General features: G+C 65.3%; 15 protein-coding genes. 12 read left to right on the forward strand and 3 right to left on the reverse strand.

The genetic code is table 11. The features are described from left to right. Nucleotides 1-119 precede the first annotated feature (119 nt). The 11 genes from ACOZ9V_RS00975 (at nt 120) to ACOZ9V_RS01025 (ending at nt 11,747) form a co-directional block, all read left to right on the forward strand. Nucleotides 120-1,058, forward strand: a complete 939-nt coding sequence (locus ACOZ9V_RS00975) for a hypothetical protein (RefSeq protein WP_434592859.1) — start codon at nt 120-122, stop codon at nt 1,056-1,058. Then, entirely contained in the window at nt 1,058-2,341 is a 1,284-nt protein-coding gene (locus tag ACOZ9V_RS00980) for an MFS transporter (RefSeq protein WP_434595458.1), read from the forward strand. The genes ACOZ9V_RS00975 and ACOZ9V_RS00980 overlap by 1 nt, the downstream gene beginning before the upstream one ends. 4 nt (nt 2,342-2,345) lie before the next feature. Next, entirely contained in the window at nt 2,346-2,687 is a 342-nt protein-coding gene (locus ACOZ9V_RS00985; protein WP_434592862.1) for a DUF1330 domain-containing protein, read from the forward strand. Between the two features lie 304 nt (nt 2,688-2,991). Then, the gene (locus ACOZ9V_RS00990) at nt 2,992-3,828 is read left to right on the forward strand and encodes an alpha/beta fold hydrolase (protein ID WP_434592865.1); all 837 of its coding nucleotides are present in this window, start codon (nt 2,992-2,994) and stop codon (nt 3,826-3,828) included. A gap of 155 nt (nt 3,829-3,983) precedes the next feature. Beyond that, nucleotides 3,984-5,147: a thiolase domain-containing protein gene (locus ACOZ9V_RS00995; RefSeq protein WP_434592868.1), complete on the forward strand. Its 1,164-nt coding sequence runs from the start codon at nt 3,984-3,986 to the stop codon at nt 5,145-5,147. Continuing rightward, nucleotides 5,147-6,787, forward strand: coding sequence for an AMP-binding protein (locus ACOZ9V_RS01000; protein ID WP_434592871.1), 1,641 nt, complete (start codon nt 5,147-5,149; stop codon nt 6,785-6,787). Before ACOZ9V_RS00995 ends, ACOZ9V_RS01000 begins: the two co-directional genes overlap by 1 nt. After that, the gene (locus ACOZ9V_RS01005) at nt 6,784-7,689 is read left to right on the forward strand and encodes an SDR family NAD(P)-dependent oxidoreductase (protein WP_219922262.1); all 906 of its coding nucleotides are present in this window, start codon (nt 6,784-6,786) and stop codon (nt 7,687-7,689) included. The genes ACOZ9V_RS01000 and ACOZ9V_RS01005 overlap by 4 nt, the downstream gene beginning before the upstream one ends. Nucleotides 7,690-7,770: 81 nt before the next feature. Beyond that, nucleotides 7,771-8,811 carry a DctP family TRAP transporter solute-binding subunit gene (locus ACOZ9V_RS01010; RefSeq protein ID WP_258233287.1) on the forward strand — a complete coding sequence of 347 codons (1,041 nt, stop codon included), beginning with the start codon at nt 7,771-7,773 and terminating at the stop codon, nt 8,809-8,811. Nucleotide 8,812: 1 nt separating this feature from the next. Then, complete coding sequence (locus tag ACOZ9V_RS01015) at nt 8,813-9,367, forward strand: TRAP transporter small permease (protein ID WP_181271090.1); 555 nt, start codon at nt 8,813-8,815, stop codon at nt 9,365-9,367. Then, the gene (locus ACOZ9V_RS01020) at nt 9,364-10,908 is read left to right on the forward strand and encodes a TRAP transporter large permease (protein WP_434592877.1); all 1,545 of its coding nucleotides are present in this window, start codon (nt 9,364-9,366) and stop codon (nt 10,906-10,908) included. Before ACOZ9V_RS01015 ends, ACOZ9V_RS01020 begins: the two co-directional genes overlap by 4 nt. Nucleotides 10,909-10,979: 71 nt before the next feature. Beyond that, nucleotides 10,980-11,747 (forward strand): SDR family NAD(P)-dependent oxidoreductase, encoded by a 768-nt coding sequence (locus ACOZ9V_RS01025; protein ID WP_139467790.1) that lies wholly within the window; start codon nt 10,980-10,982, stop codon nt 11,745-11,747. 104 nt (nt 11,748-11,851) lie between these two features. On the opposite strand, the gene ACOZ9V_RS01030 is transcribed toward ACOZ9V_RS01025, so the two are convergent. Further along, complete coding sequence (locus ACOZ9V_RS01030; RefSeq protein ID WP_139467791.1) at nt 11,852-12,808, reverse strand: PCC domain-containing protein; 957 nt, start codon at nt 12,806-12,808, stop codon at nt 11,852-11,854. Between the two features lie 63 nt (nt 12,809-12,871). Continuing rightward, a complete protein-coding gene (locus tag ACOZ9V_RS01035; protein WP_139467792.1) occupies nt 12,872-14,341 on the reverse strand; it encodes an MFS transporter in 1,470 nt (489 codons plus the stop codon). 71 nt (nt 14,342-14,412) lie between these two features. On the opposite strand from ACOZ9V_RS01035, the gene soxR reads away from it, so the two are divergent. Further along, complete coding sequence (soxR, locus tag ACOZ9V_RS01040) at nt 14,413-14,880, forward strand: redox-sensitive transcriptional activator SoxR (protein WP_139467793.1); 468 nt, start codon at nt 14,413-14,415, stop codon at nt 14,878-14,880. Nucleotides 14,881-14,929: 49 nt separating this feature from the next. Here the strand turns inward: soxR and ACOZ9V_RS01045 are convergent, their stop codons facing one another. Continuing rightward, nucleotides 14,930-15,829: a LysR family transcriptional regulator gene (locus tag ACOZ9V_RS01045; RefSeq protein WP_139906565.1), complete on the reverse strand. Its 900-nt coding sequence runs from the start codon at nt 15,827-15,829 to the stop codon at nt 14,930-14,932. Nucleotides 15,830-15,943 lie beyond the last annotated feature (114 nt).

A 15,943-nucleotide genomic window follows, 5' to 3' on the forward strand; every position in this document is an offset into this window, starting at 1 on the left:
TCTCGTTCGAAGGGTTGACCGTCGAGCCACCGTACCTCAAACTAGAGACTAGCATCTAGAGAACGTCCTCTAATTCGGGAGTCGCCGTGACGAACGCACGGATATCAGCACCTGCACCTGTGACATCGCTGCAGCGCGCCGCCATCATCACGGCGATCGTCGCGGTTCTGCCGTATCTCGTCTTCAAGGTCCTGTGGCTGAGCGGTTCGTCGGTCGGTTCGACCACGTCGGCCGGAGGCGAAGGAATGCTTGCGCCCCGCTTTCTCATCGGAAACACCATCACTCTCGCGATGATGGTGGTGGGCGTGGCCTTCGTGGTGGCGCTGACACGACCGTGGGCGCGACGCATTCCGGCACCTGTGGTGTTCGTGCTCGGAGCCGGAGCGGCCGGGCTCCTCGGTCCGATACTGCTGGGACTGCCGCCGGGCATTCTCATTCAGGCACTCATCGAAGGAGAGGTGCGACTGGCCGAACAGGGAATGCATCCCTGGGTGTTCGGGCTCGTCTACGCAGGATTCTGCGCTCTGGGCGCGGCGATGGCGATCGTCGTCGGAGCCTATGTGATCCGGCGCTGGGGCGATCTTCTGAACACTCCGCCCCCGGCACCGTCGCCGACCATGATCGTCTGCGGTGCGCTCGGCATCCTGCCCTTCAGTTGCGCCATGGCCTTCTGGGCGATTGCGGGACCGGGAAGCACCGGGCCCCAGGGAATGGAGCAGCCGGCACAGCGGATGGTGTTGGCTATGACCGCACTGTTGGGGTTCCTCTGCCTGCTGTGTCCGATGTTCTCGCGCTATCTCGGGAGATGGCCGCGCGCGGCGTGGCTGGTGACCTGGACCGGGTGCTGCGTTGTGGCTCTCCAAGGGCCGACGCAGATTCTTCTCGCTCAGGGCGGAGAGATTGCGCCGGTGGTCGTCGGGATCGCTGCCCTCGCGACTCCGGGCGCCAGCCTCTTCGGTCTCGCTGTGCTGAGAACCCACCTGCGCAGGCTGGGCCGGACTCACGTGCCGTCTAGCCGGGACCGGCCCCGGCTCGGTGGTGCGGATCGGTCAGCGTGATGCCGCCCTGGCTCTTCGTCCTGCTCGCAGTCTCGTTCGTCCTCTATACGGACGACTATGTCATCGCCGGAATTCTGCCCGAGATCGCAGCCGACCTCGGGGTGACCGAAGGTCGGGCCGGTCAGCTCGTCACGGCATTCTCGGCGACCGTAGCCGTGGCCGCGCCGGTGGCAGCTGTCGCGCTCGCCCGGGTCCCGCCTCGGCGGCTGTTCCTTGTCGCGCTCATCATCTTCGCCTTAGCGAATTTCGGCGCGGTGGGAACTTCGTCCTTCGCCGTGCTGATGGTTCTGCGGGTGGTGGCGGCCGCGGCGACAGCCAGCGCCACCCCGGCCATCTTCGCGTTCGCTGCGTCCCATGCGCCGACGGAGAAGACCGGCCGCTACCTGGCGACCGTCTCCCTTGGGGTGACCGGATCAATCGCGCTCGGTGTCCCACTGGGGACGTGGATCGGCGGCGCATTCGGATGGCGGGCGACCTTTCTGGCCGTTGCCGTAGCCGGGATGCTCGCGCTCATCGGTGTCCTCCTCACTGTTCCCGGAAGCGGCCGCGGCGACCGCTCTCCACGACTGTCAGAACAGCTGCGCAGCCTCACGCGCGCCCCGATCGCCGTGAGTCTCGCGGCGAACTGCCTGCTCATGGCGGGGACGATGATGGTCCTCACCTACCTGGCGCCCTATCTGAGTGCGACCGCCGGATCCGGAGTCGAGGAACGGGGAGTGGCATTCGGGCTCTCCGGGTGCGCGGGCATGGCCGGAATCTGGCTCGGCGGTCAGGTCGCAGACCGGTGGGGTCCGGGGCGAGCACTGTTCTTCGGGATCGGCGTCATCATCGCCGCCATGGTCGCGATGTGGGCGATGTGGGCAGTCCGGCCAGTGCCCATCTGGCTCGTGCTCATCGTCACGACAGTGTGGGGCGGAATGGCCTTCTGGAACTCACCCGCGATCCAGATGCGCCTGCACAGACTTGCCGGGCCCCTGGCCGGACAGGCACTGGCGCTCAACACTTCTGGGACCTACCTGGGCATCGCATTCGGGGCCGCCGTCGGCGGGGCCGTGCTCACCGAGACGGGTCCCGGAGTCCTGCCGCTGACCGCAGCGGGATTCGGGCTGGTTGCCCTGTTTCTGTTGGAACTCGTCCGGCGGTCGCCGCCGGCTGGACGGGCGCGAGACACCGATGTGACGCCGCCTGCTGGCGAGGCGTCCCACGGCAGCAAATCCTCGAACCACGGAGATCAATCGCACCACCGCAACTCATCGAAGCACACAGAGAACACAGGAGAGTGACACCATGACCGCCTACGCGATCGCCCACCTGCAGCAATTCGCGCCGCACCCCGAGGTCGCCGAGTACATCGACCGGATCGGCGAGACCTTCGAACCCTTCGGAGGACAGTTCCTCGTCCACGGCACCGCCCACGAGGTGATGGAAGGGCGGTGGCCGGGACACGTCGTCATGATCGCCTTCCCCGACGCTCGGCTCGCTCACGAATGGTGGGACTCACCGGCCTATCAGGACATCGCCCCACTGCGTTCGCGCCATATCGACACCGACATCGTCATCGTCGAGGGAGTGGCCGAGGGCTACGATCCGCGGACCACGGCTCAGGCCCTGCGCGAACAACTCGGCTAGCCGCCGAGCTGGCGGGGCGTTATCGAAAAACGCACGGAGCGTCGAGAAACGGGTGTGCGCGCCCGTTTCTCGACGCTCCGCCCGTCTTTCGGCGGCTACGCCAGTGGTGGTGTTTAGAAGGCCGACACCAATGTTCCATATGGTGGATTTTCGTTGCCTCGCGGAACGTGAACGATGACGATAGCGAGACAGGGTCGAAATGAGGTCACAAAGGGGTCTTCTCTGCGTCGAGTTTCGTGCAATGGCGACTCATCGGGTCGGCTCTGCCTGTTCACCGGACCGGTGCTTTCTGAAGGAGCGTGCCATGCCTTTTCTCACCACCAACGATGGAGTGAACTTGACCTACCGCGACAGCGGAGGAGACGGAGTTCCCCTGGTTATGCTCCACGGATGGGGCCAAACTCAGGCAATGTTCCGCTACCAGCTCGCCGGATTGGCGGGGAGTCGTCGAGTCATCACGCTTGATCAGCGCGGTCACGGACTCTCTGAAAAGCCTCACCACGGCTACCGGATCGCGCGTCTCGCTCAGGATCTCAGCAATCTTCTGGATGACCTTGGACTCGAAGAGGTAGACCTTCTCGGCTGGTCGATGGGCGTCTCCGTGTCCTGGAGTTATATCGATCAGTACGGTACTGGACGGATTCGACGTTTCGTCGCTGTCGACCAGCCAGCTGCCGTCGCAGCGGTTCCGTGGCTGACTGAGGACGAACAACGCGAATGCGGTGCGATCTTCGGTGTTGACGGACTCCTCGAGCTGGGCAGTGCGCTCAACGGACCTGACAGTGAACAGGTGTGTGAGGACTTCGTGCGAGGAATGTTCTCCGGAGAACCCGATCCAGAGGTATGGAACTTCGTCGCCGAGGAGATCAAATCGTTCCCGTCCTATGCCGCGGTCCCACTGCTCTTCGACCATTGCGCTCAGGACTGGCGAGACGTCTTGCCCCACATTGATGTGCCCACTCTTGTACTCGGGTGCGATGGAAGCCACGTCAACCCCGATTCGCAACGTTATGTTGCCGCACAAATTCCCGACGCGCGCATTCACGTGTTCCCGGTCGAAGAGGCGAACTCGCATTTTCCCTTCCTGGAGAACCCACGGGCGTTCAACGGGGTCGTTGAGGAGTTCCTCGTCGCGAAGTGACTCACACCGGACCACGGCTCAGGCCCTGCGCGACCAGCTCGGCTAGACGACACCAATGTTCCATATGGTGGATTTTCTTTGACCAGCTGGTGGGACCGGGAAAGTATGAGAGGACAGTGCTCGTTCCGCAGAGCCCGGTACCCGAAGGAGTGTCCATGTCCTCACCTGCGATCATCGGCTGGTCCCACGGCAAGTTCGGACGATCCGAATCACCGCTGCCCCAGATGATGGCCGACGTCGCCCGCGACGCCATCGCCGAGGCGGGACTGGAACCGGCCGACATCGACGTCATCCACGTCGGCGTCTTCAACAACGGACTCTCCCGCCAAGGCTTCGAAGCCGCACTGCCGGGGACCGTGTTCCCCGAACTCGCGCGCACACCTGCCCACCGCCACGAGAACGCCTGCGCCACCGGGTCCGCCGCGATCTTCGCAGCCCACGACTCCATCGCCGCCGGCCGCCATAAGACCGCCCTGGTCATCGGCGCCGAACGCATGACCCACGCATCAGGCCACGACGTCAACGAAGTCCTGCTCAGCGCCAGCTTCCGGGAAGAGGAAGAGCACTTTAAGTCCTTCGCCGGAGTCTTCGGCGAGATCGCCCGCCAGTACTTCGACCGCTACGGCGACCACTCGGAGACGCTGGCCAAGATCGCCGCGAAGAACCACGCCAACGGATCGCAGAATCCTCTGGCACACATGCAGAAGGACCTCGGCTTCGAGTTCTGCAACACCGTGAGCGAGAAGAACCCGTACGTCGCCGAACCCCTGCGCCGCACCGACTGCTCGATGGTCTCCGACGGGGCCGCGGCCCTGGTCCTGGCCGCCGAGGATGTCGCCGCCTCCGCATCGCAGGCCGTGACCTGGAGAGGCATGGGCAACGCCAACGACGTCCTGCCGCTGTCCCAACGCGACCCGCTCGAGATGGCCGGCGCCCGCGCCGCCATGGAGCAGGCGCTCACAGCTGCCGGCATCGGCATCGACGACCTCGACTTCCTCGAGACTCACGACTGCTTCACCATCGCCGAGCTCCTCGAATACGAAGCCTTCGGACTCGCCGCCCCCGGGCAAGGCCACACCCTGCTCGACGACGGTGCCACCGAGGTCGGCGGCCGCCTGCCCGTCAACCCCTCCGGCGGACTCAAAGCCAAGGGCCACCCCATCGGCGCCACCGGTGTGTCCATGCACGCCCTCGCCGCCGCCCAGCTGACCGGTCGCTCGCCCGGCATCCAGATCGAGACCCCGGAACTCGCCGGCGTCTTCAATATGGGCGGTGCCGCCGTATCGAACTTCGCCTCCGTGCTCGAGCGCGTCCGCTGATGCGCGCCATCTCCCAGACGTCCCCGGCCAAGGACTTCACGCCCACACCTCGGCGCGGGGTCAACGTCTCCCACTTCCTCACCCAGACCGCTCGCCGGATCCCCGACCGCCTCGCCGTCGTCGACGACGACCACGGGCAGCGGTGGACCTGGGCCGAACTCGACGCCCGCGCCGAAGCGCTCGCCGCTGCCCTGCAGACCGGTGGAGTCGACCGCCGCGACACCGTCCTCCTCGTCTCGGCCAACCACGCCGAGGTGATCCAATCCTTCTGGGGCATCCTGCGCTCCGGCGGTGTCATCGCCCCACCGAACGCGGCCCTGTCGACCGAGGAGCTGCTCGGCATCAGCGCCGAAGTCGCCCCCGCCGCCGTCATCGCCGACCGCGCCCACGCCGACTTCGTCACCGCTCTCAAAGACACCGGCTTCACCGGCCCCGTCTTCTGGATCGGGGACCTGCCCACGGCGCAGGCGGCAGCCGCACCGGCAGAAGCCGTCGACTCGGCAGTCGACGAGGACGATCCCTGCTGGTACTTCTTCACCTCCGGGTCGACCGGGCGACCCAAGGCTGCGACTTTCACGCACCGCCACCTCGGCGCGGTGCTGATGAATCACCGCTGCGACCTCTTTCCCAACGAGGACGAGACGGGGGCGTCCCTCGTGCTCGCGCCGCTGTCGCACGGTGCGGGCATCCACATGCTCGGTCAGGTCTTCGGCGGCACCCCGTCGATCATCCACCCCGGTGGCAAGCCCAGCGTGGAGTCCCTGTGGCCGGCCATCGATGCCTACGGGATCACGAACGCCTTCACCGTCCCGACCATCCTCAACCGCATCGCCGCCGGCTACCCAGAAGGCCGCGGACCCGAGGACCACACCCTCGAGCGGGTCATCTACGCCGGAGCCCCGATGCTCGCGACCGACCAGGCCCAGGCACTCGAAAGGCTCGGGCCCTGCCTCGTCCAGTACTTCGGACTCGCCGAGGTGACCGGAGCGATCACGATCCTCCGCCCCGAGGACCACGGAGCCATCCCCGTCGACGACGCCGGCATCGGCACCTGCGGCCGAGCCCGAACTGGAGTCGAGATCGTCATCGTCGACGAGACCGGCGCGCAGCTGCCCGCCGGTGAGCAGGGCGAAGTCTGTGTGGCCGGACCGACCGTGTGCGCCGGCTACCTTGGCCGCCCCGATGCGAATGTCGAATCCTTCGCCGGAGGGCTCTTCCACACCGGCGATGTCGGCTACCTCGACGAACGCGGGTACCTCTTCCTCACCGGCCGCAAGTCCGATATGTACATCTCCGGCGGTTCGAACGTCTACCCCCGCGAGATCGAGGAGCTCCTCCTCACCGACACCGAGGTGGCCCAGGCCGTCGTCGTGGGCGTGCCCGACCCGCAGTGGGGCGAGATCGGCGTGGCCGTCATCGAACGCGCGCCGTCGACCGGGAACGAAGGTGCCGGTGGCGCCGATGCCGATGCGGAGGACCTGGCCGAACGGCTGACCGCGCTGTGCAAGTCGGGGCTGGCGAAATACAAGGTACCCAAGGAGATCCACTTCGTCGAGACCATGCCGGTCACCGCCTACGGCAAACTCGCGCGCAAGGAACTCAAGGCCGAATACTCCCAAGGACGGGGCAGCGCACGATGAACACGACAGAGACGGCAGCCGTGTCAGTGCCGACAGGTAGGTTAGTCGGCACGACGATCATGGCCATCGGCTGCGGCACTCCGGACGGGAAGGTGAACAACGGCTTCGCTGCGGCGATCGGATTCCTTCGCGAGGGAGCGAAGGTCTGCATCGTCGACCGTGACCCGAGGGCGCTTGACGAAGCGACGCGGGCCCTCGCCGAGGCGGCCGCCCGGGCCGACTCGAACGGTGCGGACACAACTGGGCCGGGCCACCTCGGCGGGGTCGACCTCGACTCTCAGCTGACCACGGTTGTCGCCGATGTCGGCGACGAAGACTCCCTGGCCGCGGCGTTCGCGCACTGCGCCGACCGCCTCGGTGGACCGACCGTGCTCCACTACAACGTCGGCATCGTCGTCAACGGGGGAGTCGACGAACTCGACACCGACGGCTTCCGACGTGCCCTCGATATCAACCTCACCGGGGCGTTCTCCTCGATCAAGCATGCTCTGCCGCATATGCGTGCGGCCGGGCACGGGTCGATCATCACGGTGTCCTCGGTCGGCGGCATGCGCTACATGGGGTATGACTATCCGGCGTATGCGGCGTCGAAGGCCGGACTCATCGAACTGACGAAGGTCGTCGGCGCGCAGTACGCCTCCGAAGGCATCCGCGCGAACTCGATCGCCCCGGGCCTCATCGAGACCCCGCTCATCCACCGCTCGATCTCGGGCCACTACGGCTCGGTCGAGGAGATGCTCGCCGCTCGGCATGCGCAGTCGCCGACGGGGAAGATGGGTCGGCCCGAGGACGTAGCGGACCTCGCGGTGTTCCTCGCATCATGCGAATCGGCTTACATCAACTCCACTCTCATCCCCGTGGATGGGGGACTGACCCATTACGCGGGGATGCCGAAGCGATGACGCGGACGGCGGCGGTCGCCTCGGCGAGGGCCTGACCCCACTGAACTCAACGACAGTGACATAACGGAAATCAAGGAGGCAATGGTGCCGAGAATACGGACGACGAGGACCATGCTCGTCTGGTCCGCCGTACTGATGGTGTGCGCCCTGCTGCTGGCAGGGTGCGGAACGAACTTCGGCACCACCGACGACGGAAAGCAGCGCTACCGGTGGAAGATGACGGTGACGACCGGATCGACCTCGACGTGGTACCTCGCGGCGGAGAAATTCGCGAAGGACCTCGACGAGGAGACCGACGGACGGATCACCATGAAGGTCTTCGCCAACGAACGGCTGTCGGCCGGTGAGGCCACGGCCGGAGTCGAACAGCTCATGGACGGGGCGAAGGACTTCTCCTACAACTCGCCGATCATCTACGCCGGCGTCGACCCGCGCTTCGGTGCCGTCACCGCCCCCTTCGTCTTCGACTCCGTCGAGGACGGTCAGAAGGCGCTCGCCGGAAAAGGCGGGGACGTCTACGGCGACTACCTCGCCGAACGCGGAGTGCACCTGCTCGGCTTCGGCGAATCCGGAATGCGGCAGCTGACGAACACGCATCGGCCCATCCACACGCCCGAAGACATGAAGGGCATGAAGTTCCGCATCCCCGGCTTCGGCATGTACACCGACCTCTACCGCGGACTCGGCGCGAACCCGACGACGATGCCCTTCGGCGAGGTCTTCACCGCCCTGCAGCAAGGTGCAATCGACGGGCAGGAGAACCCGATCGACGTCATCTATTCGGCGAATCTGCAGGAGGTCCAGCCGTACCTGACGCTGTGGAACTACTCCTACGACCCGCTCGTCCTCGGCATCAACAAGGACCTCTATGACTCACTGACTCCGGAGGACCAGAAGCTCGTGAGCCGCCTGGCCGGCGAGGCCAACGACTTCCAGATCAAGAAGAACCGGGACGGCGAGGAGAAGCTCATCGCCGAACTCGCCGACTCCGGCATGGAAATCAACGAACTCAGCGACGAAGAGAAGGACGCCTTCCGCGCCAAGCTGGGTCCGATCTACAGCGAATACCGCAAGGTCTGGGGGCCAGACATGTCCCAGGCGTTCATCCCGAAAGGACTGTGAGATGAGAGTCATCAGATTCTTCGAGGACTGGGTCGTCATCGCCTCGTTCATGGTGATCGTCCTCGTCACCTTCGTCAACGTCCTCTCCCGCTACATCTTCAAGGCCTCACTTGCCTTCTCCGAGGAGATCACCATCAACCTCCTCGTCGTGCTCACGATGATGGGAGCCGTCGTCGGGATCCGCCTCGGCGCGCATCTCGGGTTCACCTACCTGGTGGAGAACGCGAAGGGAAGTGTCCGTCGGGCACTGCTCATCATCGGCACCACCCTCATCGTCGTCTTCCTCGCCGTCCTCCTCATCTGGGGCGGCGAGATGACGATCGCGCAGGGGCTGCGCGGACGGGCGACGCCGTCGCTGGGGATCCCGCAATGGCTGTTCACTCTGTCGATTCCCTTGGCCGGTCTGCTCGGAATCTTCCGCAGCCTCCAGGCTCTGCGGACGGCACTGCATGAGGACACCTCCGCCGAGGCGGTCGTCGAGCGGCTCGCCAGCGAAGCCGCCCCGACCATCGACTCGTCCGAATTCTCAACCGACTCCGAAGGAGGCCGGAAATGATCGCGCTTCTGCTCTTCGGCAGCTTCTTCCTCTTCCTCGGCCTCGGGATCCCCGTCGCCTTCGCCCTCGGCCTCTCCGCCGTCGTCACCCTGGTGACCACCGACGGTGTGCAGGTCCTCGACGTCGTGCCCTCGGTGATGTTCCCGTCGATGAGTTCGGGCACGCTGCTGGCGATCCCGTTCTTCATCCTCGCCGGCATCGTCATGCAGTACACGGGCATCTCGCAGCGACTCGTCGACCTCGCGTTCCTCATCTTCGGGCGCCTGCGCCACGGCCTGGCCGCGGTGACGATCATCTCCGCGTTCTTCTTCTCCGCGATCTCCGGATCGGGACCGGCCACCGTGGCCGCGATCGGTGCGATCCTCATCCCCGCACTCGTCCGCAACGGGTACCAGAAGAAGCACGCGGTCTCCCTCGTCGCCGCGTCCGGTTCGATGGGCATCGTCGTGCCGCCGTCGATCGCGTTCATCATCTTCGCCGTCGTCGCCGCCGAGTTCGGCAAGATCTCGATCTCCCGACTGTTCATCGCCGGCATCGTGCCCGGCATCATCATGGCCGTTGCGTTCTTCATCGCCGCCCTGTTCGTCCCTAGGGTGCGTGAGCTCGCCGGTCTGCCGGTGAGAACGAAGCCCGACGCCGAGGCGGTCACGGGGTCGACGTCGATCGGAACGTCGGCGTCCGGTTCCGCCGGTGCTGACTCCGCCGGGAACGGCGGTTCGGGTGACAGCGCGGCAGGGAGCAAGACCCAGCTGCTGACGGCGAACGGGAAGGCCGCCTCGGCGAGTTCCGGGGTTTCCGGGACTTCGAGGTCGGTCGGGTCCGGGTCGGTCGGATCGGCGGATCCGACGGTCACGGTCAACCCCGAGGGCGGGTTCGGCGAGATCATGGCCGCACTGGTCAAGGCGATCCCGGGCCTGCTCATTCCGGTGATCATCCTCGGCGGGATCTACGGCGGAGTCTTCACCCCCACCGAGGCGGGAGCCGTCGCATCCGTGTACGCGCTCATCGTCGGGGTGTTCGTCTACCGGGAGCTGACCTGGAAGGACATGCCGAAGGTGTTCCTCGAATCCGGGGTCTCGACCGCGGTCATCATGTTCATCGTCGGCGTGGCCAGCCTCTTCTCCTACGTCATCACCGTCGAAGGGGTGGCCGACCGGATCTCGACGGCAGTGCTGGGGGTGACGGACAACAAGTACCTCATCCTCGCGGCGATCACGATCATCCTGCTCATCGTCGGTGCCTTCGTCGACGCGATCAGCGCGTTCTACCTGTTCATCCCGATCCTCGTGCCGATCCTCATCGGTGTAGGCGTGGACATGACGACGATCGGCGTGTTCATGACCGTCAACCTCGCGATCGGCCTGTTCACGCCGCCGGTCGGACTCAACCTCTATGTGGGTGCGGGCATCGGGAAAGCCAAACTCGAGGAGGTCGTGCGCGGGATCCTGCCGTTCCTCGTCTGCGCGATCGTCGCCCTGCTGCTCATCACGTACATCCCGGCGATCTCGAACTGGCTGCCTGACCTGCTCGGGGTCGGGTAGTTCGGGCAGGTCCCGGCCATTCGGTTGGGCCGGGGATCTCACGCCTCACTCAACTCTGTCGAAGGAGAAACATGGAACCGTATCTGCTCACGAACAAGACGGCCCTGGTCACCGGTGCCGCGCAGGGCATCGGCCTGGCCATCGCCACGGCGCTGGCCAGGCGAGGCGCTTCGGTCGGCATCGTCGATCTCAAGGGCGCCGAGGAGGCTGCCGCGACGTTGGCCTCGGAGTACCCGGATCAGCGGTTCGCGGCGTTCTCGCTCGATGTCCGCGACGCCGAGGAAGTGACCGCTGCGGTCGGATCGTTCGTTTCGACGTTCGGGGGTCTCGATATCCTCGTGAACAATGCGGGCACGGCCGCGCGCATCGGCATCGATGAGATCACCGCCGAGCAGTGGCAGCGTGATATCGAAACCAACCTGGGTGGGACGTTCAACTTCATCAAGGCCGCCGTCCACCCGCACATGTGTGATGCGGGACGCGGGTCGATCATCAACATCTCATCGATCTCGGGCATCAACGGCGGAGCGGTCTCCGACGGAGAAGCCGGGGCACGGTCGGGGCCGGCATATGCGGCGAGCAAGGGCGGGATCATCGCCCTGACGAAATGGGTGGCCAAGGAGTACGGACGCCAGGGCATCCGCTGCAATTCGGTGGCACCGGGGCCGGTCGAATCAGCGCTCACCGTCGGTCAGACTTATGACACCTCAGGGCAGGCTCTCGATCGGATGGGCCAGCCGGATGAGATCGCCGAGGCGGTCGCCTACCTTGCCACCGATGGTGCCGCGTTCACGACCGGACAGATCCTCCGCGTCGACGGCGGGGCCGTGATGTCGTGAGCGTTTGAGTGTTCTGAGCTCGAACGGACGATCCCCGCATCATCCTCAGGATGGTGCGGGGATCGTTGTCTCTGCGGACCTGTCTGGCTGGGCGACGTGTCCGGTCAGGCTGTGCGGCGGACGAAGAGTTCGAAGGTCACGGCCACGGGGTTGGCTTGAGGCTTGAGGGTGCCGGAGCTGACCTCTCCGGCGACGTCGACGACCTCGCCGGAGAGGGCGATCCGTGGAGTTGAGTTTCGCGCTCCGGTCACGGCGCCGCTCAGATGGGTGAACTCGACGGCCGGCCACGGGGCGGTGCCATCGGTGAACACGGCTCCGGTCGTACTGCCGAGACTCGCGACCACCTCGGCGGAGTCGAAGTCAGCGGTGCGGCAGACGGCGAGGACCGCCTCGTCGAGGATCTCACCGGGACGTACGCGGGTGACGACGGCTTCAGCGGGGCGGGTCGCCGCGGCGAGATCGGGCGCGGTTGATGATGACGCGGCGGCGTGTGCCGGTGTGACCGGGTGCGGTGCGAAGGCGGAGAACCCTGTCTCGGGATCGACGTCGCTGATCAGGTGGGCATCGGGCAGGGCGAAGAGCCGGATGGTCAGTCCGAACGGTCCTGTCAGGGTGCCCGGGAGCAGGTGGCCGCCCTTGGTTTCGCCGTCAGCATTGGTCCACGATGCATGGACGTGGCAGAAGGGGGAGTCATCGCGCCAACCGATCGTAGCCGAGGCGTGGCGCAGGCGGCTGGGGTCGTCGACAGTGAATGCTTGAGTGAAGGACATCGGGTGCTCGGCGTCGGGGCCGTAGGCCGGATGAACATAGTCGATATGGCCGAACTGTCCGGAGACGAACTCGGCCATGATGCCGGGAACGGCGAAGTCGGTCAGGGATGCTTCGAGTGAGGCGAACAGGTCCGCGCCCTCCGGCAGTTCGAGGACATGCTCGGTGCAGCGGGTCGGGACGGAGACGATGCGGGGGCTCTGTCGCTGACCCGCGTGGACGACCGCAGTTCCGGGTGCCTTCAGCGGGAAGGTCGGCTGTTGCAGTGCTGTCGTCTCGGCTCCATTGCTCATGTCTCGATTATGGTCAGGCGCCAGGGCCGGTGTCGCCGAAGATCCAAGTGGTGGAACATGAGCTCAGACATCTGACGGAACGGCGGCGGCCGCCTCGGTGCCGCGCATGATCATCACGGTACCGATGATGCCGATGCCGCCGAGGACGGCGATGCCGGCACCCATCGTCATCGCACCGGTCGCGCCCGGACCGCCGACGGCGACGAACACTCCGACAAGTGCTGAGGCGATCGTGTTGCTGATGAGCTCGGCGGTGCCGAGCCCGGCGGCCGCCTTGGATCCTTCGACGGGGTCATCGCTGCTGCTCATCGCCGCGACGTTGAGGTGCGGAAAGGCGAGGCCGATTCCGGAGCCGGCGAGCACCAGACTTACGGCCCAGACCCAAGCGATCCACTCCGCGTCGACGAATTGAGTCGCGGCGTAGATGACCAGCCCCGCGGTCACAAGGATGGGGCCGAGGGTCATGAGCCTCCGGCCGGTGCGAGAATCATCGATACTCGCGCTGAACAGCTGGACGAAGCTCCAGCCGACCGAGATGCTAACGCCGAACACAGCCGCCAACAGTGGCGGCATGCCGACGAGATCTTGACCGAACTTCGGCAGAAAGATCTCCACCATCGCCGCGGAGCTGAGGATCCCGATGACGAGGTAGATCCACTTGAGCGGATTGCCGCGCTGGTAGGTGATGTGCGGGAGGACTGGAGAAGCGGAAGTCCGATCGACGGCGATGAAGGTGATGATGAGTGCCGCTCCTGCAACAAGAGCGATCGTCGTGGGCCAGCCCGTGTGAACCACTGCGGCAATGCTGAAGGCAGCGGAGGCAAGGACGAGCAGCGACAGCGAGGGGATCGGAAGGCGGCCGAAGTCCCGTTGACCGGAAGCCTCGAGGGGAAGGCTGCGCAGCGCCATAAGGCCGAGCACAACCGATATCAGCGTCAGCAGACCGAAGGCCCCGCGCCAGTACCCGACCTGGGCGAATGCTCCGCCGACGGCTGGGCCGATAAGTGTGCCGAGCCCCCACATCGCCGAGACCAGTCCTGTCGCGCGAGTCCAAAGGCGCTTCGGCAGGGCATCGCGGATCACCGAGTAGCTGAGCCCGGCGAGCAGACCTCCGCCGAGTCCCTGAACGACCCGCGCGATCACCAGCAGCTCCATGGTAGGAGCGAGCGCGGCGCCGAGCGAGCCGACAGCGAAGAGGCCGAACGCGAGCAGGTACGACCACGCAGCGCCCATCGAACCGAGCACTCTGGCGACGAGCATTGAGGCGAGCACAGAGGCGACGAGGAATGCCGTGGTCACCCATGCGAAGTACTGCTGCCCGCCGATGTCGGCGATCGTCGACGGCAGAAGGGCTGCCGTGACGAAGGTGTTCATCGCGAACACTGCGATGCCGCCGGCGAGGACGAGGGAGGCGCTTGCATGCTCGGCGCTGAAGAGTTCCCGCCAGCCGCCCGTCGACTGCGCTGCGGCGGCATCCGCGGTTGCGCCTTCGGAGGGGTGTTCGGGAATCGCACTCTCGTGTTCGTCTCTCATATCGATTACGCTAGAACCTCAACTTAAGTTGAGGTCAATAGGTCTCTGCTGAGCGAGGAAAAAGAATGTCCATGAGCGACAAGAAGCCGTCGCCGACCGATATCCTGTCCGTGGGCGATGTGGCTGCACGAACCGGAGTCGCCGTCTCTGCGTTGCATTTCTACGAACGGCAGGGCCTGATCGCCTCGGTCCGTACCGCTGGAGGCCAGCGCCGATACGCCCGTCATGTTCTCCGCCGGGTTTCGGTGATCCAAGTGGCGAAGAGGATGGGCATTCCCCTCGCCGAGGTGGCCGAGGTGTTCGAGGATCTCCCTGCCGATCGGATGCCCGGGAAGTCCGATTGGCGACGGATCAGCGAGCGCTGGAGGGGCAAGTTGGAAGCCCGTCGCAAGGAGATCGAGCGGATGGAGAGCGAACTCGTCGAATGCATCGGCTGCGGCTGCGTCTCACTGCGCAGCTGCCGAGTGCTCAACCCCGATGACGCGCTCGGCTCGAGCGGTTCGGGCCCACGCCTGCTTCCGGAATTCCCCTCCGAGTGAGGGGATGAACGGTTCTAAGAGAAGAAGAATGTGAAGAACCCGGAACATCTCACAAACTGTTCTGCAGAGCCTCCACCACGAGGTCGAGACCGTGGGATTCGCGGCGCGGATCGGCTTCGAGGACCTGAATGTAGCGCGATTCGATATCCGGATCGACGATCGGAATCGCTTTGCAGCCAACTGCATTGAGGTTCGTCGGAATGGTTCGACCGGCCATCATCGCGATCATCGACGTTCCCACGAGAGAGCGCAGCATGAGAACTGGACATGTGGCCTCAAGTGACGGGGAGAAGACCTGCCCCTGGGCCCGGACTGCCTGCTCGATGCGCATCCGAGCAGTGTTCCCGGCGGGAAGTGTTCCGACAGGAAAGTCCGTCATATCGCTGATGAAAAGACTGGACCGGTCAGCCAGCGGATGGTGTCCGTCGAGAATCGCAAAGTTCGTCGCTTCCACTTCGGCGACTTTGCGGACCCCCGGTAAGGTTCCGAATTCGTGGCTGGAGACCGAGAAATTCACGCACAGGTCGGCCCGACGGTTCCGTAGCACCTGCAGAGCTTCGACCGATCCGCGGTCGATGATGCTGACCTGAACTCTGTCAGTCATCCTCATCAGTCGGTTGATGGCATCGGCAACCACGGTCTGCCCCAACCCGGTGCTCGTCACGATCGAGACTGTTTCGACCGCGCCCGAGTACTCCCCGAACGAGTCGGCGAGCAGTTCCGACTCGGCGATGGTTCGGCGAGCAAAATCCGCGACGGCAAGGCACTGTGCTGTGGGATTGACTCCGGCACTCGTCCGTTCGAAGAGCTGTGTGCCGTAATGCTCTTCCAGGCTCCTGATCTGACGGCTCGCTGTCGAGTGCGAGATGAAGATCGACCTCGCGGCAAGATGGATCGACCCGTATTCGACGACGGCAAGCAGGGTCTTGAGACTGCGGAGATCGGTCATCGTGGTCGTCCTTCGGCCGGGTGCGACTCCAGAGTACGTCGGTGGTGCAGCAAACGCACCACCTCGGTGCGGGAAACGCACCTGGGTGTGGACGGATCCGGGTGTTGTCGAGCC

The sequence above is a fragment of the Brevibacterium sp. 1718 genome (assembly GCF_051131255.1).
GTDB lineage: Bacteria > Actinomycetota > Actinomycetes > Actinomycetales > Brevibacteriaceae > Brevibacterium > Brevibacterium sediminis.